Annotated in this window: 20 protein-coding genes; 10 read left to right on the forward strand and 10 right to left on the reverse strand. The window is 47.1% G+C overall.

The genetic code is table 11. The annotated features are described in order from the left end of the window. Positions 1-12: 12 nt before the first annotated feature. The gene (pdhA, locus tag A4R26_RS09450; protein WP_081163636.1) at positions 13-1008 is read right to left on the reverse strand and encodes a pyruvate dehydrogenase (acetyl-transferring) E1 component subunit alpha; all 996 of its coding nucleotides are present in this window, start codon (positions 1006-1008) and stop codon (positions 13-15) included. A 344-nt stretch (positions 1009-1352) separates the two neighbouring features. Between pdhA and recF the strand changes: the two genes are divergently transcribed. From recF to A4R26_RS09470, 4 genes are all read left to right on the forward strand, one after another. Next, positions 1353-2441, forward strand: coding sequence for a DNA replication/repair protein RecF (gene recF, locus A4R26_RS09455; protein ID WP_081163537.1), 1089 nt, complete (start codon positions 1353-1355; stop codon positions 2439-2441). Positions 2442-2525: 84 nt separating this feature from the next. Next, positions 2526-2807 carry a DciA family protein gene (locus tag A4R26_RS09460; RefSeq protein WP_081163538.1) on the forward strand — a complete coding sequence of 94 codons (282 nt, stop codon included), beginning with the start codon at positions 2526-2528 and terminating at the stop codon, positions 2805-2807. A gap of 204 nt (positions 2808-3011) precedes the next feature. Continuing rightward, on the forward strand, positions 3012-3581 hold the full coding sequence (locus tag A4R26_RS09465) for a hypothetical protein (protein WP_081163539.1): 570 nt from the start codon (positions 3012-3014) through the stop codon (positions 3579-3581). 1 nt (position 3582) lies between these two features. Next, positions 3583-5745: a cation:proton antiporter gene (locus tag A4R26_RS09470; protein ID WP_081163540.1), complete on the forward strand. Its 2163-nt coding sequence runs from the start codon at positions 3583-3585 to the stop codon at positions 5743-5745. 103 nt (positions 5746-5848) lie between these two features. On the opposite strand, the gene A4R26_RS09475 is transcribed toward A4R26_RS09470, so the two are convergent. Next, complete coding sequence (locus tag A4R26_RS09475) at positions 5849-6424, reverse strand: DUF4256 domain-containing protein (protein WP_081163541.1); 576 nt, start codon at positions 6422-6424, stop codon at positions 5849-5851. Between the two features lie 111 nt (positions 6425-6535). Between A4R26_RS09475 and A4R26_RS09480 the strand changes: the two genes are divergently transcribed. Next, on the forward strand, positions 6536-7594 hold the full coding sequence (locus A4R26_RS09480) for an aldo/keto reductase (RefSeq protein ID WP_081163542.1): 1059 nt from the start codon (positions 6536-6538) through the stop codon (positions 7592-7594). 143 nt (positions 7595-7737) lie between these two features. Here the strand turns inward: A4R26_RS09480 and A4R26_RS09485 are convergent, their stop codons facing one another. Next, entirely contained in the window at positions 7738-9075 is a 1338-nt protein-coding gene (locus tag A4R26_RS09485; protein ID WP_081163543.1) for a hypothetical protein, read from the reverse strand. 474 nt (positions 9076-9549) lie between these two features. Here A4R26_RS09485 and A4R26_RS09490 point away from each other — a divergent pair, with 474 nt between their 5' ends. Next, entirely contained in the window at positions 9550-10554 is a 1005-nt protein-coding gene (locus A4R26_RS09490; protein WP_081163544.1) for a bestrophin family protein, read from the forward strand. A 121-nt stretch (positions 10555-10675) separates the two neighbouring features. On the opposite strand, the gene A4R26_RS09495 is transcribed toward A4R26_RS09490, so the two are convergent. The 3 genes from A4R26_RS09495 to A4R26_RS09505 all read right to left on the reverse strand — a co-directional run bounded on the left by A4R26_RS09495 (position 10676) and on the right by A4R26_RS09505 (position 14295). Then, complete coding sequence (locus A4R26_RS09495) at positions 10676-11575, reverse strand: SMP-30/gluconolactonase/LRE family protein (protein ID WP_081163545.1); 900 nt, start codon at positions 11573-11575, stop codon at positions 10676-10678. 384 nt (positions 11576-11959) lie between these two features. Continuing rightward, on the reverse strand, positions 11960-13009 hold the full coding sequence (locus tag A4R26_RS09500) for an ABC transporter permease (RefSeq protein ID WP_081163546.1): 1050 nt from the start codon (positions 13007-13009) through the stop codon (positions 11960-11962). A 128-nt stretch (positions 13010-13137) separates the two neighbouring features. Continuing rightward, a complete protein-coding gene (locus A4R26_RS09505) occupies positions 13138-14295 on the reverse strand; it encodes a BT_3928 family protein (RefSeq protein ID WP_081163547.1) in 1158 nt (385 codons plus the stop codon). A gap of 278 nt (positions 14296-14573) precedes the next feature. Between A4R26_RS09505 and folP the strand changes: the two genes are divergently transcribed. Next, positions 14574-15395, forward strand: coding sequence for a dihydropteroate synthase (folP, locus tag A4R26_RS09510; RefSeq protein ID WP_081163548.1), 822 nt, complete (start codon positions 14574-14576; stop codon positions 15393-15395). Positions 15396-15612: 217 nt separating this feature from the next. Here the strand turns inward: folP and A4R26_RS09515 are convergent, their stop codons facing one another. Then, positions 15613-16581: an FKBP-type peptidyl-prolyl cis-trans isomerase gene (locus tag A4R26_RS09515; RefSeq protein WP_081163549.1), complete on the reverse strand. Its 969-nt coding sequence runs from the start codon at positions 16579-16581 to the stop codon at positions 15613-15615. 20 nt (positions 16582-16601) lie between these two features. Further along, complete coding sequence (locus A4R26_RS09520; RefSeq protein ID WP_081163550.1) at positions 16602-17609, reverse strand: DHH family phosphoesterase; 1008 nt, start codon at positions 17607-17609, stop codon at positions 16602-16604. A gap of 231 nt (positions 17610-17840) precedes the next feature. Between A4R26_RS09520 and A4R26_RS09525 the strand changes: the two genes are divergently transcribed. Continuing rightward, positions 17841-18257: a nucleoside-diphosphate kinase gene (locus A4R26_RS09525; RefSeq protein ID WP_081163551.1), complete on the forward strand. Its 417-nt coding sequence runs from the start codon at positions 17841-17843 to the stop codon at positions 18255-18257. 164 nt (positions 18258-18421) lie between these two features. Here A4R26_RS09525 and A4R26_RS09530 read toward each other — a convergent pair whose 3' ends face one another. Then, positions 18422-19354, reverse strand: coding sequence for a TraB/GumN family protein (locus A4R26_RS09530; protein WP_165760210.1), 933 nt, complete (start codon positions 19352-19354; stop codon positions 18422-18424). A gap of 450 nt (positions 19355-19804) precedes the next feature. On the opposite strand from A4R26_RS09530, the gene A4R26_RS09535 reads away from it, so the two are divergent. Further along, positions 19805-21736, forward strand: coding sequence for a DUF3857 domain-containing protein (locus tag A4R26_RS09535; protein ID WP_081163553.1), 1932 nt, complete (start codon positions 19805-19807; stop codon positions 21734-21736). Between the two features lie 88 nt (positions 21737-21824). Here the strand turns inward: A4R26_RS09535 and A4R26_RS34850 are convergent, their stop codons facing one another. Beyond that, complete coding sequence (locus A4R26_RS34850; protein ID WP_165760211.1) at positions 21825-21965, reverse strand: hypothetical protein; 141 nt, start codon at positions 21963-21965, stop codon at positions 21825-21827. Positions 21966-22005: 40 nt separating this feature from the next. Between A4R26_RS34850 and A4R26_RS09545 the strand changes: the two genes are divergently transcribed. Then, positions 22006-23943: a DUF3857 domain-containing protein gene (locus tag A4R26_RS09545; RefSeq protein ID WP_081163555.1), complete on the forward strand. Its 1938-nt coding sequence runs from the start codon at positions 22006-22008 to the stop codon at positions 23941-23943.

Genomic DNA, 23943 nt, shown 5'->3' on the forward strand with positions numbered 1-23943 from the left:
GCAAAATGAGGTTTAATCAACGATGAACGGATAATCGGGCGTCATCACGATGTCTTTCAACACCTCGTCATCAGCCGGGAATGGCGACTCTTCTGCGAATTTCACCGCAGCAGCCACTTTATCGTTAACGCGTTTCTCTATCGCTGCAATTTCGTCTTTGGTAGCGTATTTGTTCTTCGTGATGGTGTTCAATACCAGTTGAATGGGGTCACGTTGTTTGTACTCTTCCACTTCTTCCTTGGTACGGTATTTCTGCGGGTCAGAAATTGAGTGACCTTTATAGCGGTAAGTTTTGATCTCGAGTAAGGTTGGTCCACCGCCTTCGCGTGCTCTTTTCACTGCACGGCTCATGGCTTCGTGAACTGCTTCGGCACTCATGCCGTCTACTGAATCGGCGGGCATTTCATATGCATCGGCCAGTTTGAAAATATCGTGTACGTTGCTGGTACGTGTAACAGAGGTACCCATGGCGTAGTTGTTGTTCTCGCAAATGAATATGGCCGGTAATTTCCAGGTCATGGCCATATTGAATGTTTCGTGCAAAATACCCTGGCGGGCAGCGCCGTCGCCAAAGAAAGTCACTGATAAGTTATCGGTTCCTTTATATTTTTCTGCGAAGGCCAAACCGGCTCCGGTGCCTATCTGGGCGCCTACGATACCGTGACCACCGAAAAAGTATTCTTTTTTACCAAAAAAGTGCATGCTGCCACCTTTACCTTTGGCGCAACCCGTTGCTTTACCATACAGCTCGGCCATACAGCTTTCAGGGCTCATCCCTTTTGCGAGGGCCAAACCGTGATCGCGGTAAGCGGTTACAAAAGGATCTTCCTGGCGGGTAGCGGTCATAACTCCGGCGGCAATAGCTTCCTGCCCTACATAGGCGTGGAAAAAGCCACGGATCTTACCTTCCATTTTATATTTTTCTTCGGCTGCCAGTTCAAATTGACGGATTAAGAGCATTAACTCGTACCAGTACAAATACGTTTCTTTGGAGAATTTCGAAGCCACAGTATAAAAATTTGAAGTTTTAACCCTGCCAACGCCCCCAACTTTCATCGGACCAGGCTGGCAAAGGCGGGGGCAAAGATAGGGTAAGAAAGGGAAATATGGAATGCGGAATTGATATTTTAAGCCGGATTGAGGATTTGATTGCCAGTTGTTTGGGACGAAAATGGGCCTGAAAGCTAAATTTCGGGCCGAATTCCAGTAAAAATGACACAATAGCATGGTTACCAGGTACCGGTTGCCGGGTTCCCCGAGCGAGCAGAATGGTAAACAGTGACTATATTGCGCGGCGAATGGCAACTGAACAACTGAACAACTGAACAACTGAACAACTGAATAACTGAATATTGCTAACCCTGAACAACATATCGCTAACCCAATTTAAAAACTATTCAACCCGCAGTTTTCCCTTTACCGAAAGGATCGTAGGCATTTGCGGGCAGAACGGCGTGGGCAAAACCAACCTGCTCGATGCCATTTATTACTGCTGTTTTACCAAAAGTTATTTTACCCGCAGCGACAGTCAGAATATCCTGCACAACACGAACGGTTTTCGTATCGAGGGGAATTTTACCCGGCAGGGTGATCCGCTGAAAGTGGTTTGCATCCTGCGCGAAACCGGCCGCAAGGAATTTACCGCCAACGATGAGCCGTACGAAAAGCTCGCCGCCCATATCGGCCGCCTGCCCTGTGTGATCATTGCCCCCGACGATGTGCAGATCATCACCGGCGCCAGCGAAGAACGCCGCCGGATGCTCGACGCCCTGCTTTGCCAGCTCGACGCCAGCTACCTGCAACACCTGATGGATTATAATAAAGTATTGCAGCAACGCAATGGCTTTCTGAAATCCCTGGCCGATAAACGCATCACCGACCACAAACTGCTCGATGTATACGATGACCAGCTCTGCCGCTATGGCGCCTATGTATATAGTAAAAGATATGAATTTCTCGAAGGGTTCCTGCCCCTGGTAGCCGCATTTTACACCCAGATTGCCGGACAAACAGAACCTCTTGCTTTGAGCTACGAAAGCCAGTTGCACGAATGCTCTTTTGCACAGCTTTTAGAACGCACGCGGCAGAAAGACATTATTGTGCAACGCACCAGCGGTGGTATTCACCGCGATGACATCAATTGCCAGCTGAACAACCAGCCCTTCAAGACGCTGGCCTCGCAGGGACAACGAAAAAGCCTGCTGTTTGCCATGAAGCTGGCCGAATTCGACACCCTTAAACAGGCAAAAAACTTTCCACCCCTGCTCCTGCTCGACGATGTTTTTGAAAAACTCGATGCCGGCCGCATGCATAACCTGCTCGATCATGTGTGTGTGAAGAACCTGGGACAGGTGTTTATTACTGACACGCATGGAGATCGGATTAAGTTGCACTTCGATAATTTGGGAATTAGGTACCAGATCGTTTCACTGGAGAAATGACATAAGAAGCAGGATGTAAGAAGTAAGAAAGCTTCCGTTATTCATTAACAGTTCATACCTTCGTAATAGAAACAATAGACCACCATGGGTGAATATTCGTTAGGCGACGCATTAAAATATTTTCTCAAAAACAGCAAGTTGAAAGGATACATGCAGGCAATGCAAATTGAAGACGTGTGGGAAGATATTATGGGCAAAACCATCGCCAAATACACCGAAAAAATCCAGATCCAGGGTAAAACACTATATATTTCTACCAGCATGGCCCCGCTGAAACAGGAGCTCCTTTACCAGAAAGAAAATATTATCAAAAGGGTGAATGAAAAGCTGGGCGAAGACGTGATCATGGATGTAGTTATCCGGTAATTCGATCACAACCCAACTACCCCACCTCGTTTGTAGCCGACGGTTTACTGCAAAATATATGACCCTGGAATTAGAAGTCAATTAGAACCAGCAGCCGGTTCCGGTAAATCCTCCTGTAATTTCCGTATTTTGTTCTGCAAAAGGTATGCGTAACCTTCGATATACCGAAAATACCAGCCTTCAGAAATAAAACCAACATGCTAAATGAAATGGCCCATCCTGTTAATGCCGGTTTTACTAACCCTTGCCTGTGATTCAAGAAAAAAAGAAGAAGAGCTGCACAAGCGGGAAATTGCTATCAATGAAAAAGAACAACAGCTATTGCTGAAAGAAAAAACATTGCAACTAAAAGAAGAAGAACTGCTGAAAAGAGAAAATCGTGTCGATAGCACAACGGCCAGAGACAGCACACACATTATAGACCCCGGTTTAACCGGCACCTGGTTTGTAAATATGACCTGCACAGAAACCACCTGCGCGGGATCTGCTGTAGGCGATACCAAATCGGAAACATGGCAAATGGCGTATGAAAGCAGCACATTGATCGTCAGGGCAATGTCGAACAATCAGTTGATCAGGGTATATACAGGTAATTATACCGGCAATACCATCGAGCTTACAGAAGAAGAAACTAATGCTGCTGCATCGACAAAAATGGTGGTAAGGCTTACATTTGTCGATAAAACGCATCTCGAAGGGCAACGAGTGATCACCAGGCCCGATTGCAGAATTCTTTATTCACTTCAATTAGAAAAAGAAAGGGTTCAGAATTGATATGTATTTGCTGAATGAAATAAATGTTAGCCTGCCGCTGAGCAATCCGGTGATCATTTTCTCCCTGGTATTATTTATTATTCTTTTTGCGCCTATCTTATTCAATAAAATAAAGGTACCTCACATCATCGGGTTGATCCTTGCCGGCATGATCATCGGTCCGTATGGCCTGAACCTGCTTCTGCGCGACAGCAGTATTGTGCTTTTTGGAACGGTGGGGCTGTTGTATATCATGTTTACCGCGGGGCTGGAAATAGATATGGAGGAGTTTAAAAAGAACCGGATGAAGAGCCTTGTGTTCGGTTTATTTACGTTTTTCATACCCATGGGCCTGGGCAGCGTGGTGGTATATTATACCTTACAATTCTCCTGGCCTACCTCGCTGTTGCTGGCAGGCATGTTTGCATCGCATACCCTGCTGGCCTACCCGATCGCCAGCCGGTATGGAATTTCAAGAATAAGGTCGGTAACCTTAACCATTGGTGGAACTATAATTACAGATATACTCGCGTTGCTTGTGCTGGCCGGGGTTATCGGAATGACAAAAGGCGATATTACCGCCTCGTTCTGGTTCAACCTGGCATTGTATTCCCTTGGGTTCGGGGCAATTGTTTTCTTTGTTTTTCCATTGATCGCCCGCTGGTTCTTTAAAACTTTCGACGATTCGGTAGCCCAGTACATTTTCGTATTGGCCATGGTTTTTCTGGGCGCTTTTCTGGCCGAACTGGCAGGGCTGGAACATATTATCGGCGCTTTCCTGGCCGGTCTCGCCCTGAACAGGTTCATCCCGCATTCATCTCCGCTGATGAACCGTATCGAATTTGTGGGCAACGCTTTTTTCATTCCGTTCTTTTTGATCAGTGTGGGCATGTTGATCGATTTCAGCGTGCTGTTCAAAGGTTTCGGCGCTTTGAAAGTAGCCGCCATTATGACGATCATTGGCATACTTTCAAAGTTCATAGCAGCCTTTCTTACACAGAAAACGTTCCGCCTGTCGTTGCTCGAGCGCAATATGATTTTCGGCCTCAGCACGGCAAGAGTAGGCGCCACCCTGGCCATCGTATTGGTAGGTTATAATATCATAACAGGTGAAACTGCAACAGGCGAACCCATCAGGTTATTGAATGAAGACGTGTTGAACGGAACCATCATCATGATACTGGTAACATGCACCGTTAGTTCATTCATTGTTGAAAAATCATCGCGCAAACTTGCCCTGCAGGAAGAAAATGTATCATCCGGCGATGATCAAACAGAAAGGATCCTGGTTTCCCTGGCCTATCCTGAAACCGTAACCGAGCTTATCGACTTCGGGCTGATGCTGAAACCAAAGAACAGCACAATTCCCGTTTATGCCCTGAATATCGTAAGCGATGATTCTGATGAAAGCAAAACGAGATCGATGGCAAAAAAGATGATGGACAATGCGGTTCACCATGCAGCAGCAACCGAACAATCAATTATTCCCATAACCAGGTACGACATAAACATCAGCAACGGTATAATTTATACCATCAAGGAACAGAACATTACCGACCTGGTGATCGGTTTGCATCAGGATGCCAGCCAAAAGAATTTCCTCGGGCCTGTTGCCGAACGGATCCTGAGCCATACCTCCGAAACGGTATTCATTTACAAACCCGTTCAACCCTTCAATACATTAAAAAGAATATTGGTGGTTATCACTTTAAAGGCAGAACTCGAGCCCGGTTTCCCGCACTGGTTCCGTAAAGTGACCACTATTGCAAAAGAATCGGGACTGGGCATTATTTTTTACGCCGCCAGGGATACCATTAGTGAACTGAAAGACCAGCAGCATGCTCAAAAGACCGAAATAAAGATGTCGTTCCAGGAATTTTCGCAATGGGACGATTTTTTGATCTTTACCCGGGAAGCCCGAAAGAACGACCTGCTGATAATCGTTTCCTCCCGTAAAGGCCAGGTATCATATCAATCGCAGCTCGACAAGCTTTCGTATTATCTCACCAGTTATTTTACCGACAGCAGTTTTATTTTGCTGTATCCGCAACAGGTTGAACGGGGCATTAAAATGGGTGATATACAACGCATAGACAGCAGCCTGGCAGAAACTATCAGTGAAAAAGTAGCCACCATTGGAAAAGCCAATAAACTCTGGAAGCGGGACAGAAAGAACAGGAAGTAGCCGGGCATTTTTGTTCACCGGTTAACAACCCGCAGGTTCAGGCACTGCCCACTTTTAGTGTGCCGCCCCGAAATATGCCCCTTTTTAAATATTGCTTTTCGACCTATACCCGCAGCGTCCCCCGAAACCCTCTGGCCCCATAATATGAATCGGCGCCGTTATGATATATGAATACCTGCCCAAACCGGTAATCGCCAAAGATGGCGCCGCCCAACTCGCGAATTGCCTCAGGTGTTTTTAACCAACTCGAGGTTTTGGAATCGAAGTTGCCCAGCTTTTGCAATGCGCGGTATTGTTCTTCGTCCAATAGTTCTATACCCATCGATGCGGCCATTTCCATGGCGCTGTCTGCCGGTTTATGTTGCTTTCTCGATTCCAGCGCTTCTCTGTCGTAACAAACGCTTCTGCGGCCCTTAGGCGTTTCCGCAGCACAGTCGAAGAAAATGTATTCACCCGTTTTTTTATCAAAGCCAACAACATCCGGTTCACCACCGGTTTCCTCCATAATACGCAGCGACCACAGCTTGTCAGCCTTTTCCTCCAGCCTGCTTTGCACATCGGCCCAGTCGATGCCCTTATGACGGTTCTTGTTTTTCCCGAACCTGTCTTTTAATGTTTCGAGTATTTCATCGCGCTCTGCGGCTGAGAGTTTCTTTTTGGCGGTTGTGGTTTTGCTCATATGGCTGGAATTTGGGTAACGAATATACGCAGTTATTGAATGAAGGTAAACAACTCCCCCAAACCATCCTGCCAACTATCCCCTACTTTTGCATGGTAAAAAATATCATCTATGGAATACAGGGCACTCGGCCATTCAGGGCTGAAAGTTTCGACCATTACGCTTGGTACCATGACGTTCGGCGGCGCGGGAAATTTTGCAAAGGTGGGCAGTTCCGATACCAAACAGGCACGCAGCATCATCGATTGTTGCATTGAACATGGGGTTAACGTTATTGACACGGCCAATATGTACTCGGCCGGTCTTTCTGAAGAGATCATTGGCGAGGTGTTGGATGGCAAACGTCCGGGGAATGTACTGATCTCAACCAAGGCAAGGATGCCGGTTGGCGCCGGCCCCAATGAGGAAGGTTTTTCACGCTACCATTTGATAAAAGAATGTGAGAAAAGCCTGAAACGTTTAGGCACCGATGTGATCGATATCTATTACATGCACGAATGGGACGGCATTACACCGCTGGAAGAAATGCTGGAAGCGCTTGACACACTGGTAAAGCAGGGGAAGATCCGTTATTCAGGCAGTTCGAACTTCAGCGGCTGGCATACCATGAAAGCGCTTAGCACCAGCAGGGAATTCGGTTACCAGCGTTTTGTTACCCAGCAGATACACTATTCACTTGAATCGCGTGAGGCGGAATATGAATTGTTGCCTATAGGTGTTGACCAGGGTTTGGGGGCATTGATCTGGAGCCCGCTGGCCGGCGGCTTATTATCGGGCAAATACAGCCGGGAAATGCAAACACAGGGCGGAACCCGGTTTGCCGAAGGATGGAACGAACCGCCCATCCGCGACTTCGACAGGCTTTGGAATATTGTAGATGTGCTGAAAGAAATAGCAAATCAAAAAAAAGTTTCTGCCGCGCAGGTTGCCATTTCCTGGTTACTCACCCGCGCCGGTGTAAGCTCGATTGTGATCGGTGGCCGTTCGCTTGAACAGATAGAAAATAATATCAAAGCAGGCGAAGTAGTTTTAACGCAGGATGAACTGAAACGGCTGAATGAAGTAAGCAGGCCGCCACTGATCTATCCTTACTGGCACCAGGCAAGGTTTGTAAAGAACCGGATGAGTGAGGGTGATAAGGTGTTGTTGCAGGAGCATATAAAACAATAGGCAATTGGCAAGGGTTGCCGCCATTCGAATTTTTCGATCATTAGCGGGTTTTGAAATACCTGCAGTATACTGGAATGTAAAAAAAACGGGGCTCACTAAAATGGTCAGCCCCGTTTTTTGGGTGCAATTCATTCCTGATAGTTTCAATTTTTTACGATCCTGAAATGCTGCCGCCGCCCGTCCTGTAATGATGCTTCAAGAATAAGTATTCCCTGGTATTGAGGAGGCAACTGTAACTGATAGGAACCAGCCTCCGGAAGATTGCGGGTCAATAGCTGCCGGCCATCGGCGCTATAGAGCTTTATTTCACATGCGCCTTTGGCGCATATAATATTCACGTAACTGCCCGCCGGATTCGGGGATGGATGCCCGATGATAATATCCTGCCCGTCATGTTCCATATTAAATATAATAGTTTTGCTATACCTGACACTGCCATCGACATCCGCTTGTAGTATGCGGTAATAGTTGGTACCCGCAAAAGGATGTTCGTCAGTGAAATTATAGGTTTGGATGGTTTCACTGTTACCCGCCGCTTTTATGGTGCCTAAATTGCGATAGCTGCTGCCGTCGTAGCTGGCCTGTACCGTAAAATGATCACTATGCTGTTCGGTAGCGGTTTGCCATTGCAACCCTACCGTTTTTTCTTTTTTGGCTGCAGTGAACGAATACCAGGTAACCGGAAGCGGCCCGATATCGGCGGGTAACGCAAATGGTGTTACATCGTCTGTAGCCCAGTTTGCAGGATTATTGATGGCTGTTCGCAAAGCCGCAGCCGTACCGGTTAAATTGCCTCTATAAACGGCATTGTCTACCTCCGGTGTAAGCAATAGTACATGCGCAGTACTCAGGTTGGTGGGTAACGCGCCAGCGCTTGTAGACTGGGATGCGCCGGTAAGCCATGCGCCGTCCATATTGATCGCTGCAAGAAAATTGGTGGCGGTATTATCTACAGGCATTGTTCCCTGGTAAGCATATAATACATCGCCCGAGGTGGGAAAAGATAAGTCGGGGCAGCCCCCGGCTACAAATACCGTTCCTGTAGTGGCGGTAGCCATCGATGGGTTGGGACTCACCCCTCCGGGGTTGGCAATAACCACAACAGTCCCCAGCGGCAACGCCGAGGTGGCCGTCCAGTTTAAAAAAGCCTCCGTATTACAGGCGCCATACAGGGTATTGATATAAAAACCGCCCGTGCTTAGCCAAAGGTGATCGGTAAAGGTAATGGTTGTGCCTGCGGAAACGTCTTTCAGCAGCATGAATGCAAACTCATCTGCACTTGACACTTCGCTGTTGTAGCCTACGAAAGCAATATCCCCGCCTGTGAGCACTGTTTGGGAATTAGCAGTTTGCATAGCGGTTACAGCTGCGAGCAGGTATAGGCAACCGATAAAGCGTGTTACCGTTCCTGTTATAGCACTGCTACCCGTCAGACCCTTTTTGAAAATGTTGGAAATTGAGTTTCGGTTCAACTTTTTCATGGTAAAATATTTGGTTAGTGATTGATAACGTTACCAAACTTTACTAATCAGAACCCATGTTAAAAGTTGCCGGATGAGATTTTTTAAGTAAAAGAAGTGTAATATAATTAATAAATTCTATACAGCCAGCGATCATTTCCCGGCTTCGTGGTTACGCATCAGTTGTAACCACATACGTCAATGCATACACAACATTGAGTAATAAAAGCACAAAAGCCGCCCCGGTAATGCGGATAAAGTATTACCGGTAAAACAACCGGTACGATTTGGGTAGCACTTTTTTCCGCTGCTTGGCGAAGATCGATGTGCCAATGCAAAACAATTCGTTTTGCGGCAGAATTTCTTTCGGCGGCCTCGCAATGATTCGGCCCTCACAACAACGCCGCACTATTTATTGAAAAATTTGCCCGGTGGGTTATTTTGCCGCAAATTTGTCCTGAACAAGATCATTTAACCCAGGCTAACTGACCAACCATGCATTCGGGCAGACAATACACCATTTCGGAGTTTATTTATTGGACACGCAGAAAAATTTATGTTCTTATTATTCTGGCGGTGATACCAACAATTTGTTACGCATTTTTCGGCTGCACCTGGATCACCATTCCCTGGCCGCCCATCATGCTTATTGGTACGGCTTCGGCGCTGATTGCGGGTTTTCGTAACAACGCCACCTACGGCCGCAGTTGGGAAGCGCGGCAGATCTGGGGCAGAATAATCAATTCAAGCCGCGCATTTGGCATTATGGTGATGGATTTTATCCGTCATCCGCAGGCAGATGCAATGAAAGATGTTCATCAGCGCATTATTTACCGCCACCTTGCCTGGATAACGAGCCTGCGCTACCAGCTCCGCGAAAAAAGACAATGGGAAAATGCCCGCATCAATCCTCAATACATCGAATACAGTCAGCGATATAAAGTACCTGAATGGGAAACAACCATCGACGAGGAGATCGCCACATTTCTATCGATTGAGGAATGGCAAAGTGTAAAAGGGAAAAAGAATGCCGCCACCCAGATAATGGCACTTCAATCATCGGCTATCAGGGAATTATATGAGCAGGGAATGATCACGGAATTGAAGTATATCGAAATGCAACAGTTGCTGAAAGAGTTTTATGAGCACCAGGGCGGTTGCGAACGCATCAAGAATTTCCCTTACCCCCGTCAGTACTCCAGCATCAGCCGTTTCTTTTTTGCGATCCTTACGATGCTTATTCCGCTGGGCATGCTGAACGAATTCGCCAAACTGGGTCCCGGTTTCATCTGGCTGAATATTCCTTTCAGCATTATCGTTAGCTGGATGTTCGTAACCCTGGAAGATATTGGTGAAAGTACCGAAAACCCGTTCGAGGGCGCTGCCAATGATGTGCCCATCAGCACCATCAGCCGTACCATTGAAATAGACCTGCGGGAAATGCTGGGCGAAGAAAAGATCCCGCCTGCGCGTGTTGCAACCAACTTCATTCAAATGTAAGCATGCTTAACGCCTAACGGGCAACGCTTAAAGCTTGCCTCCGAATACGTTCCGCCCGAATAACAGCGTATAGCCCGAAGCTCGGGAATTAGCGTTCTGCGTTTCGCGTCCGGAGTGCGGCTTATTTGCCCTGTATATCGGTCCTGAACTTCTCAATACATTTTCTGTCCTGCAAAGTCACAAAACACGTTCTGTCGTCTTTACCACCGAACGTGATATTGCTTACATCTTTTCCTTTCAGCTCCACTTCCTGGATCTGACGGCCGCCGTCGTTGAAGATGGCAACCGTGCCTTTGCCATAACGCGTAACATACAGGTTGCCCCTGCTGTCGCATTTCATACCATCCATTCCAAAGTCGGTAAAGGTGGCAAAAGTTTTTTCGCTTTTTATATTGCCGTCGCTGTCCAGTTCATAGGCCATAACACGGCGCTGGATGCTTTCATTTACATACAGGATCTTTTCATCGGGACTTAAACAAATGCCATTGGTGGTGCCGAGGTTCTCTTTTAGCAACACCGCTTTTTTATCCTTGCCGATCTTCCATATTTGCCCGGTTTGCTTTTGCCAGTTGGGGTCAGAGGCATATACGATACCGCTTTTTTTGCTGATGCAAAGGTCATTGGGCTGGTTGAACCGGTCGTCGTGGCAATACACGCTAACTTCCTTTGTTTCGGGATCAACTTCCAGCACATTGTGCTCTACAAAATCGGCTACCAGCATATGGCCCTGTGCATTGAACCGGATGCTGTTGCCCACACTTTTACCGGGCAGGGTCAAAAACACTTCCACATTGCCATCGGGATGAACCAACCCAATGGTGCCGTCTTTCTGGTAGTTCACAACGAACAGGCGGCCATCCTTATCAACCGCAGGGCCTTCGCAGTTACGGGTGAACAGGTTCTCGGCAGTATGGTCAGAGGCCCTGAAAAGGCTTTTTCCAAACTCTTTTTGCGGACTGTGTTTTCTATGACAGGCGATCATGGCAACAAGCATAACCGCCCCTATGGTAATTTTTTTCATAAATAATTCTTACGTCAATATTAGGAAAAAGCTGTAAGTAAAAAGCCTAAAGCAAATACAAATTAGATCCTTCCGTTTGCCTTTCTCATTCTGCTTTAATCTGTATTCCTGTATTCGCGTTCAGCTGTATTCGCTTTTAGCTGTAGGCTGTATTACTGTATTCCTGTATTCGCTTACAGCTTACGGCTTGCAGCTGTATTCGCTTTCCGCTTTAGCCTTTAAGCTGTATTCCTGTATTCGCTTACAGCTTACGGCTTGCAGCTGTATTTGCTTTCCGCGTTAGGCTGTATTACTGTATTCCTGTATTCGCTTACAGCTTACGGCTTGCAGCTTGCAGCTGTATTCGCTTTCCGCTTTAGCCTTTAAGCTGTATTCCTCTCTTCCCTATTCCAGCCGCACTCTCGGATCAACTACCGCATACAACACATCGGCCAGTACATTCACAAGTATAAAAAAGAAGGAGGTGATCAGTACCGAACCCATCACTACCGGAAAATCGAGCTTCTCCAGCGCATCTACCGTCACTTTTCCAATCCCCTTCCAGCCAAAAATGTATTCTACAAAAAACGCACCTGCCAGCAGTTCAGCAAACCAGCCGGTAATAGCGGTTATCACCGGGTTCAGTGCATTGCGCAATGCATGTTTCCAAACCACTACCCTTTTCGATAACCCTTTGGCATATGCGGTTCTGATGTAATCCTGGTTCAGCACATCGAGCATGGCGCTGCGCGTGAGCTGGGTTATGATGGCGAGCGGACGAATACCCAATGTGATCGCAGGCAGCCACAGGTGTTGCAGCGACCAGTACGGTTTTCCGGTTATCTCATCCATGTCGCGCCAGCTGCCGGTCATATGTAAACCGGTATACTGGCTCCATACAAAACCAAACAGGTAGGCGATCACGATGCCCATAAAGAACGAGGGCGCTGAAATGCCAAGCACACTCGTAAAGATGGCGGTGGTATCCATCCACGTATCTTTTTTTACAGCGGCCAGCACGCCCAGGGGAATACCGAGGGCAACGGCTATGCACATGGCCGCCACCGCCAGCAGCAGCGTACCGGGCAGGGCCTCCATCAAAATTTCACCTACATTTTTCTTTGTCTGGTAAGAACGGCGCAGGTAAGGCACTTTTATAGCCAGGTTGATATCGCCGCCTATAAAAAATCCTTTCAGTTGTTTCTTTTCTATTTCGCTTTCAGTATGAATGGCAATGGGCGAAAGGTCGTTTATGAACAGCACAAACTGTTTCCATTTTGGCTGATCGAGGTACAGCTCGCGGCGGATATTCTCCTGTGTGGAGGCATCTGCCCGCTGGCCCATTACCAGCCTCGAGGGATCGGCAAAGCCCTGGAACAATAAAAACACCAGCACAATAACGCCAAACATTACCAGAATGCCGTACAATATCCGTTTTGTGAAATATTTTATCAACTGTATTGACTTTTTTTCAGTACCGGTTACCAGTTGCCGGATACCGGGGTCTTTATTGCGGTTTAAAAATTATAGTTGAACACTCATCTGCTTCGTGCGTTTTCCCCGGCCACAGGGAAACTGTTTCATTATTGTTCATTGCCATTATTGCCATTAGCATTCCCGGGCAGGTTACCAACCACTAATGCAGCCTGCTCAAGATCGGCATAGCTCCATTTATTGATGATGGTTCCTTTTTTAATTAAAAACAACGTTGGGTTGGCGCGCGCTGCGGTTTTGATGGCAACAGGATCGCAACTCAACGGAATGAACGCATAGAAAACATCGGGCGGGTTCTGGCGCAGGTTATCAATAGGCACATTGGTTACCAGATACCCGTTAATATGTTTTTTTACAGCCAGGCGCATTATGGCATCCAGCGGTTTTATCCATTCATCCTTTACTTTATAACCATCTTTTAAAAAGAGATACAACTGGTATTCATCTGTATTCATTAAGGCCAGCGTGGTATCGTTGCCATAGAAGGTTCTCAGCGAAAAATCTTTTATGGCCGGTGTGGCATTGCCTTTACGAACCAGTTTATCGTACCGCTTTACGAACTTGTAGGTTGCATCGTCAAAATCGGCGGGGAAATTATCGGCTGTAAACTCCACCTGTTTTCCGCCTTTATCATATATAAAACTAATGACGGTACTATCGGGAATAGAACCGGGCGGCGCCTGCATTTTTTCCGGGATATTGTTGCCTATCTTATAAGGCAGACAATCTTTTACCGGCAGGTGCACCAGCACGAACCATTGAAAAGCGAATGAGAATATAGTGGCAAAGAAAAGCGTTGCCAGGCTGTAAGTGACATTCAAAGAAGGCTTGATCTTATTCCGCTGCCAGAAGATAATGCCGATAAGCACCAGCAACAGCAGGTCTTTCATGAACGACTGATCGGCGGTGAGCGGGATACAGTCGCCAAAGCAACCGCATTCGCGGATCTTTCCGCTGAACAGGGCGTAACCGGTAAGAAAGGTAAAGAACACGATCAGCAGCAACAGCAGCCAGCTGAACAGGCGCATTTGCCAGCCAACCAGCACGGCTACCCCGGCAATGATCTCGAATGCGATCATAAGCACCGAAAAGGTCAGGGTATAATTATCGAGAAAGCTCCAGCCCCACACCTCAAAAAACTCCTGCATCTTATAACTAAGCCCAAGGGGGTCATTGGCCTTCACAAGTCCGGAAAAAATAAACAGCACGCCTACGATGATACGGGTTATGTTCAGTAAAATCTTCATACAAGATATTAGTATAATTATTGATCAGGGGTACCTGGTGAATGTAGTCAGATGCTGAACGCATAACGCATAACGCGCAATACTTTTAAAGTATGTCATTCGTTGTGCATTGAATACTGAGCGCCCGAAGTTCACCTGCTTTGGGTATAAGAACAGTACGCCCGGCCACTTTCCTGAAATTCCGAATTTTCCGCGTTGAGCGTTCCGCATCGATAATCAAATGTAACAAACAAATGAGTATGTTACATTTGTGAATAAAAATAACGAACAAACCATAAATGTATACGCTGAATTGTAAAGGCCGCTTACTGGTGATAGACAAACCCCTGGTAATGGGCATTATAAACACCACTCCCGACTCATTTTATGAAGGAAGCCGGTTTATGGGCGAAAGCAGGGTGTTAAACCAGGCCGAACAAATGCTGAAGGCCGGCGCCGATATACTGGATATCGGCGGACAAAGCACCCGGCCCAACAGCTCCGCCATTTCAGCGGAAGAGGAACTGCAGCGGGTTACCGGCGCCATTGAATCGTTGCATTACAATTTTCCGGAAGCTGTTATTTCAATAGATACGTATTATGCGCGGGTGGCCGCAGAAGCGGTTGCGGCCGGCGCCTCCATTATAAACGATATCAGCGCTGCACTGGTTGACCCGGCCATTCTTTCCACCGCCGGTGCATTGAAAGTGCCCTATGTGTGCTCGCATATAAAAGGCACGCCGGCTACCATGCAACAACACGCAACCTATGAAAATGTGACCCGCGAAGTACTCGATTTCTTTATTCAAAAAATTGCCGACTGCCATCAGGCAGGCATTACCGATATCATTATCGATCCCGGGTTTGGCTTTGCCAAAACACCCGCGCATAATTTTACGCTGCTTAAAGAACTGGCAACGCTTAAAATGCCCGGTAAACCCATACTCGTTGGGCTTTCCCGCAAATCGACCGTTTATAAAACGCTGGGCATAACCGCCGCCGAAGCCCTGAACGGCACCACAGTGTTAAATACGATAGCCCTGCTAAACGGAGCCAACATAATAAGGGTGCATGATGTGAAAGAAGCGAAAGAGACGATAACGCTTGTTTGTGGTTTGTAGTTATCCTTATTTCAGCAGCCGCTGCTAATGGCCGGCCTCAAATAAGAAAAAGGCATGCTATCATTGAGATAACATGCCTTTTGTATTTTCAGAATTTCTGACTGCTGAATTTAGCAAGGCTTCCCGAAACGCGGTAGCAACAACAAACCACAAACCATAAACCACAAACCCCTGTCGCGGTAGCAACCACAAACAACAAACCATAAACCACAAACCATTAATGGTTATGTCCGTCACCGGCGCCATGCTGCTGTCCTTGTGGCGGTGGGGGCATTGGCATTTGCTGTTGTTTGGGAGCAGAATCGCTTACGCTCACTACTTCAACATCGAATACCAGGTTCTCGAACGGTTTGCCGCCGGGGCCTGGTTGTGCGCCATATGCATTGAAGAATGGAATGTACAGCGTACCCTTGCCACCCTGTTTGAAATATTTCAAACCTTCATCCCAACCGGGGATAACGGCGTGTGTTCCTACAACTACGCCGAAGGGCTCTTTGCCGCCTTCCATATTGCTTTCGAACACTTTCATTGAAGGGAATGATTTACCGGTATAACGGATAGCGCAGTATTTACCGCTGTCAACCTGCGGACCAGTACCTGGCTCTTTCACTTCAACGAAAGTACCGAGGGGCGCTTTCTGTGTAACGATGTTCTTCTCTTTCAGGTAATCTTCAATTTCTTTTACTTTAGGGCCTCTCAGGCTGGCCTGTTTTTCCTGCTGGCGTTGCTGCGCCTTTTGCATTTCTGCCATACGGTCGACCTGTGCAATGCTGTCTGAAGTGAATACTTCAACCACTTTGAACTTCAATACGAGTTTATCTTTTGGTTTGATGAACTCAGGCAGCATCCCCTGTTTTTTAGCCAGGCTGTCGGCCAAACTAATTACAACAGCGCTATCGCCTTTGTGCAACATGGGGAAGATCTCTCTTGGATCGTATAATGGTCCTACGCTGTCGACCTTTGCATAAAAGGGAATTTGCTCTTCGGAGCTGCTCAGCACAGAATCCCTTAAAGTATATGTAAATGAAAGCTTCACTACATCACCCTGTTTAACTTTGGCACCGTTGCCGGTAGAGATGATCTTGTAAAGCAGTCCGCTCTTTGTTTTTTTGAAACCGCTGTTCTTACAGGCGGTACCGAATGCCAGGATTGATAAGGCACTTAGTATTAACGTTGTTTTTTTCATCTGATTCTGAATAGAGTGTTTTATTGTAATTGCAATGCATTCTTGCGCATGGCTTCAATGAAATGCTGAACTGTTACATCGAGCGGATCGCTGCTGCGCCCGCCGGCTGCATTGTAGTGCCCGCCGCCTTCGAAATAGTTGCGTGCAAAGGTATTTACATCGAAATCGCCTTTACTGCGGAAGCTCCATTTGCGCTCTTCGTCCCGGTCAATTACCAGGGCGGCGAGTTTGATACCCTGAATACTCAGGGGATAATTCACCAGGCCTTCCGTATCGCCGGTCTTCACCTCGTAACGCAACAGGTCTTTTTTGGGAATGGAGATCAACGCCGTATTGTACTCATAGAACAGGTCCATCCGGTGCAGCAGGATGTGCCCGATAAAGCGAAGCCTGTTCTCGAGGAAATTATCGTAAATATTCTCGTGTACGATGGTATGCCTTAAACCCCGTTCTTTCAGGTCGCCCACCATCCGGTGCACGGCGGCGCTGGCTGAAGGAAAGCGGAACGACCCGGTATCGGTCATAACCCCCGCATACAGGCAGTCGGCCATAGCGGGCGTAATGCGGTCGCCATAACCCGATCCTATGATAAAATCATACACCATTTCGCAGGTGCTGCTTTTACCGGTATCGCTGATGCCCCAGGTGAAAACCCCGATTTCGGGTTGCTGGTGGTGGTCGATCAGAATGCGGTCGTAAGCTCCCGCACGAAGCGTGTTGGCCATGTGTTTTGTACGTATAAGCACGTTAAAATCGAGGCAAAACACCCATTGCGCCTGTTTTAAGGCGGCTTCGCCCCGGTCGCGCTGCAATTCGTAATCGATCACATTGGCCGCACCAGGCATCCAGTCGAGCCATTTTGCCCAGTTGGTAGGTGATACTACGGTTACCGAATGGCCGAAAGAGGTTAAGAAATGGTACATCGCCAGGGAACTGCCCATGGCATCCGCATCAGGTTTCTGATGCGTGGTAATCACCACATTATGTGGGGTTGTAAGTAATGGGTATATGTCTTGTATAGGTTTCATGAAACGGCAGCAAAGTTGCGGAAATAAAGCACAATGGCCAAAACCAGTTCTGAGTTTTAAGTTTTAAGTTATAAGTTTTAAGTTATAAGTATTCCTTGTTCATAAATCCAGGCTATATTCAAGGCCTTCCAAAGCTCCTACAGGCCAGTTTTTGAGAACCATGATCTTTGAACTTAAAACTTTGAACTTAGAACTAAAAACTTACTTTTGCGGCCAAAATAAGAAGATAGTATGAGTAACCGCACGTTTACAATGATTAAGCCCGACGCCATGAAGAACGGGCACGCCGGCGCTATTTTAGACCGGATCATTAAAGAAGGCTTCCGCGTTGTGTCGTTGAAAATGACCAAATTAAGCAAGGAAAAAGCCGGCGAATTTTATGCTGTGCATAAAGAGCGTCCTTTTTACGGCGAACTGGTTGAGTTTATGAGCAGCGGAGTGATCATTGCCGCCATACTGGAAAAACCAAATGCAGTTGCAGCATTTCGTACCCTCATCGGCGCTACCAATCCCGCCCAGGCCGAAGCCGGCACCATTCGCAAACTGTTCGCTACTTCTCTTGGTGAGAACGCCATCCATGGCAGCGACAGCGATGAGAATGCAGCTATTGAAGGAAACTTTTTCTTTAGTGGCCTGGAACAGTTCTAATCTGAGTTGAAAAGTTAATAAAGTTGACGGAGTTGATAAGGGCTCCTGTTCGGCTTAAAAAATAATGGCCCCGGCGGTACCGCCGGGGCTTGTTTTATATTATAACTTTTCAACTACTAATGGTGCTTCCTGCCTTTATCACCTTTTCAACCTTATCAACTTTCCTATAAACTTTCAGTCTTCTTACTGATATTCTTCATCGGCGTAACTTTATACCCTTTCTTCCGCAATAAATTGATAACCCCCTGCCGGCCCGGTAAATGCCCTGCCCCAACGGCAAACAAAATACATTTTCCCTTCATGATCCCGGGCATTTGCTCAACCCAGTGGCGGTTACGGCCATACAGCAGAATATCCATATACTCATCCATACCGGGATCGCTTTTGTGCATCAGCGAATCCATGCGCTCGAGGTTTTGCTGGCGATACACCTCCACCATTTCCATAGTCACCTGTTTATAACTGTCGATGCTATCGATATAACTTACCAGGTCCTTCGCCTGTTTTTCATACGGAATGCTGTCGAAGATCGATGCCTGGAACTCTGACGTTTCCAGTCCCTTTATCTCTTTTTGATATTGGCGGCTTTCGCGCATGATCAGTTCTTCCATACCGTTCTTTTGCTCGCAGCTCATCATTTGCTCGCCAATAAGACTTGAAATGAAATAGGGTTTGAACCGGTTCATCATGGCCAGCGGCAACGGCACCGAATGTTGTTTGAAGTATGCTTCCACCCGGGCGTACTCTTCTTTGGTAAGCAGTTCCGATAACTTTTTGCCATCGTTCATCCGCAGGAATTTCATGGCGCCCAGCATTTCGCCCATATTGTCCATATCGAGCTCAAAATAGATCTCATCGGCATACCTGATGGCCAGTTTAAGGCTATCGCTAACCGTGGCATCTTCGGCGCACAACACATGCATGGTGCCGTACAAATAGCACGACCGGGCAAGGCCATTTCCGCTTATTTTCCATAACAAAGTGTTATCTAACTGGTTATAAGCCGTTCCCTGCGCAGGGGCGCTGTTCTTTTTCCCCGGTTTGGCAGGCTGCTGCCCAAACCCGGCCATTGCCAGCGCTATATAAAAAATCAACATACTTGCTTTTTTCGATGACATATTTGCTTGCTTTTACCCTGTCTGGTGAATATGGTTCTCTTTTTTTTATTATACTTGCATAAATTAACTAAACCCGTATGAAAAACTGCCAACCCCTGTTATCTGAGCATCTCCTCACCTATTTCTTATGTAAGGTTCCCGGCTACGTTCATTGAAAGGAAAAACCGCGATACGTAGCGTTGAAAAGATACCGGGAGGCAGCATATCCCAAAGTACATCAACAAAGCTAATCCGGCTTGGTTGATATTGAAAAATAAATTTACAAAATCAGGGAAAGGGAATAACGAATCAGACACGTATATTCCTTAATAATATCGAATATCGAATTTTAAATAACGAATATCGAAGTGAGCCCCCCAGGTTAAGCGTTCCTTCTATATTTAAAATTCTACATTCTATATCCGATGTTCATAATTAATTAATTGCTTAATGCACCTGTATTTTAAACGCCTGGTTTGTAGCTGTATTTGCCTGGCTATAACAGAACTGTGTGCGGCGCAAACTACCCTGCCCGCGTTTGGCGAGATCACCGCCGAAGAACAATCCCTTACCGAATGTTCCTTCGATAAGGAAGCCGATGCCGTTGTATTACTCGATGAAGCGTCGGCCGACCATAACGATCAATATAATCTTATTGTCAACCGCCGTAAGAGGCTGAAGGTACTGAAACCGAAAGGGAACCGCCACGGCGATATTTCCATCAGCTACCTCAGCAAGGACGATATCGAATACATCAGCGATATTGAAGCCTACACCTGGAATTTCCGCAGCGGTAGCGGGCCTGAAATAAAAAAAGTTACGCCATCCGCCATCTACCGCCAAAAAGTAAACGACAGGGTATCTGTTGTACGTATTGCCATGCCCGATGTACAGGTGGGCAGCATCATAGAATATAAATACATCACCACCTCAAAAAGTTATGCGTATCTCGATGACTGGTACTTCCAGACCGAGCTGCCCGTAATACACAGCCGCTTTTCGCTGGTGGTAATGCCCAACTACGAGTTTGCCTACCGGGTATACAAAACCGAGCTGTTGCCCATTTCCATAAAACAGGAGAAGAATTCGGGCCGCATTTATTTCGGGATGGACAGCATCGCCGGTTTGCGCGATGAGCCTTTTATGGATGCGGAAAAAGATTACCTGCAGCATGTGGAGTTTCAGCTCTCGGGCTACCAGGGCACATTTGGCGGCACTACAAAATACATGACCACCTGGGCCGAGCTAACGCGCGAACTGATGTCGAACCCCGGCTTTGGTGTACAGTTGAACAAGAACATAGCTGTTGGCGACGAGTGGACGAACCGGTTGAAAGCAATTCCTTCGCCCTATGAAAAAATGTCATATATCTACAACTTCGTTTACAAGAACTATACATGGAACGGCCTCGGCGGCATCGCCTCTTCAAGCGGGGTAAAAGATACCTGGGAAAAAAGAAAAGGCAGCAGCAGCGACATCAACCTGATGCTCATTAACCTGCTGCAGGAAGCCAAACTGGAGGCCTATCCCCTGCTGGTAAGCGAACGCGGTCATGGCAAAGTGAACCCTGAATACCCGTTCGTAGATCAGTTCAATAAAGTACTGGCGTATGTTCTTATCGGTGATCAGAAATACGTACTCGACGCCGCAGGCGCCTGGACTCCGCCATTTATGATCCCGTTCTCCGTGATCAATACAAAAGCATTTATCGTAAACCGTAAGAAAGGCGGCATTATAGCCCTTACCGAAAATGATAAAAAAGACCGGAACTTCGTGAATATTTTCGCCACTGTAGATGAAAGCGGGCAAATGAAAGGTTCGGCAACCATCGAGAGCTACGAGTATGCCCGCCTTAACCGGCTGCGCGCCTGGCAACGCGATAAAGACCGCTTCAAAGAGAACTTTTATACATCTTACCAGGCCGGGTTAACAATAGACAGCCTGCACTGGAAGAACATGGATAACGATTCCCTGCCTGCGGTTCAGGAATTCGGATTTTCCATTCCGCCAACAGCCAGCGGCGATTACAAACTCATCAACCTGAACCTGTTCAGCGGTATTGCGAAAAACCCTTTCATTTCGAATATCAGGTTCACCAACATCGATTACGGGTGTTTGCAGTCATATACCATTGTTGAGAACATTGAACTGCCTGCCTCACTGAAGGTGGAGAACCTGCCCAGGAATGTGCGCATGATCATGCCAGACACCAGCATCACAATGAGCCGGCAATTACAGGTAAATAGCAATATACTTCAGGTAAAATATACTATAACCACCACGCGCAGCGTATTTACTGCCGACGAATATGAATACGTAAAGGACTTCTACAAAAAAATGTCCGAGATCATGAATGAGCAGGTGGTGTTGAAGAAAATGTGATAATGTGATAATTCGATAGTGCTTGCCCGTCCGTAGCCTTGGCGAAGGCGGGAAAGGCGCCGCCATCGGCGGCAATAAAACCAGGGGTTTATTTGGGGATCAAAAGTGAATCAGCGGTGCTTACGCAAAGTAAGGCATTGGAATGTTCATTTACAATGGCAGGTGTGCCGCCATTGGTGAATGCCATTTCACAGCTTTCCCCGATGAAGTCGGGGGTTTGCCGTATCACAACCGCCGGTTCACGAAAAATTAAACCATAATAAACCGATATGTTCAAGTCACTGCTCCTGGTTATTTGCCTCACCACCTCGCTTTCCCTTCTTGCCCAGAAAGACAGCGATGTTCCCGGCTTTGGAAAAATTGACAAAGCCGAACTGGAAATGAAAACCTGCGATTTTGATGAAAAGGCCGAAGCCGTTGTGCTTTTCGATGTAGGCGAACTGTATTTCGATCTCACGTCCATGTCGGGCAGCATGCAGCTCGAGCGCCATATACGCATCAAGATCCTGAAAGATAAAGGAAAGAACCAGGCCGACATTCGCCTGCCCTATGTGAGCTACCGCAACATAGAGCACATAAAAAATCTTACTGCCCAAACCTATAACCTCGACGCTGCTGGTAATATCGTTACCACCAGGGTAGAAAAAAACCTTATTTACGAAAAGCCCATCGATAAATACCGCAAAGAACAGGTGTTCACCTTCCCCGATGTGCAGGCGGGCAGCATTATAGAATACAAATGGTCGCAGGTATGGAGCAGCTTTGCGCTGGAAAACTGGTATTTTCAACGAAGCATACCGGTAAAATACAGCCGCTACCGTACCGATTTCCCCAACGAGATAGAAATATACGCCTCCCCGTTTTGCGTACTTCCGTATGAAAGCAAACAGCATACAAAGGGCACACGCATTATACATCATTATTCCATGAAAAACATTCCGGCCCTGCGCGACGAACCCTATATCAGTTGCGATAAAGACTACCTGCAACGGATCGAGCTCAGGTTACAGGCCATCAAATGGCCAACCTACCGCGAAAACCTGGTGAAATCATGGCCGCAGCAGATCAAAGGCCTCATGGAAGATGAAGACTTTGGCATACAGCTCAAAAGAAATATTCCCCGCACCGCCGACCTCGAAGCGCAGTTAAAGAACCTTACCGATCCATATCGAAAAATGGTTGTCATTCATGAATATGTTCGCCGGAATATGGAATGGAACGGGTTGAGCAACATCTGGGCCCTGAACGGCGTACGGGCTGCCTGGAAAGATAAAAAAGGCACCAGCGGCGAGATCAACCTGATACTGGTGAACCTGCTTAAAGACGCCAACCTGAAAGCGCACGCCATACTGGTAAGCACCCGCGACCACGGAGTTGTAACGAGCTCCCTTGCCGATGTGCGACAGTTCGATAAAGTAATGGCCTATGTTGAGATCGGCGAGCAGGTTTACGTGCTTGACGCCACCGAAAAGAATACCCCTTCGCGTCTGATACCCATGGATGTCATGTTCTCTGAAGGACTGGTGATTGAAAAACCCGAAACCCTCGAATGGGGCTGGCGGCCGTTGTGGAATGAAAATACAATGCTGAAGAACACCATAATTGTACAGGCAAATATCGACGAAAGCGGCGTAATGACTGGCAGGGCTTCGGCTTTCAGCTATGATTACGACCGGGTACAACGCGTTACGGATGCAAAAAAAGACCAATCGAAATTCCTCGAAAAATACTTTCACGACGGGAACCAGAACGTAAAGGTCGACAGCCTTGTTTTGGAAAACCTCGAGGACGATACCCTGCCCCTCATTCAGAAAATACAGTTCAATATGCCGGTGAGCGCCTCGGGCGATTACAAGTACTTTTCAACCAACCTTTTCACCCGGCTCGAGAAAAACCCGTTTGTGGCCGACTCGCGGTTTTCCGACATTTTCTTCGGCGTGAACCAGTCATATAACCTGGTGGCCAACATAACAATTCCTGAAGGATACGCGTTTGAAGCCCTGCCGAAGAACATGCGAATGATTATGCCCGATACCAGTATTGCCATAACCCGGCGGCTGGTGGCAGAAAACAACCAGTTGGCGGTAAGGGTGAACCTGGAATTTAAAAAACCGTTCTTTACCGTTCAGGAATACCCGGATTTTAAGGAATTTTACAAACAACTCTTTGCCGTGTTGAGCGAGCAGATCGCCATTAAAAAACGCTAA

The sequence above is a fragment of the Niastella populi genome (assembly GCF_002078015.1).
In the GTDB taxonomy this organism is placed as follows: Bacteria; Bacteroidota; Bacteroidia; order Chitinophagales; family Chitinophagaceae; genus Niastella; species Niastella populi.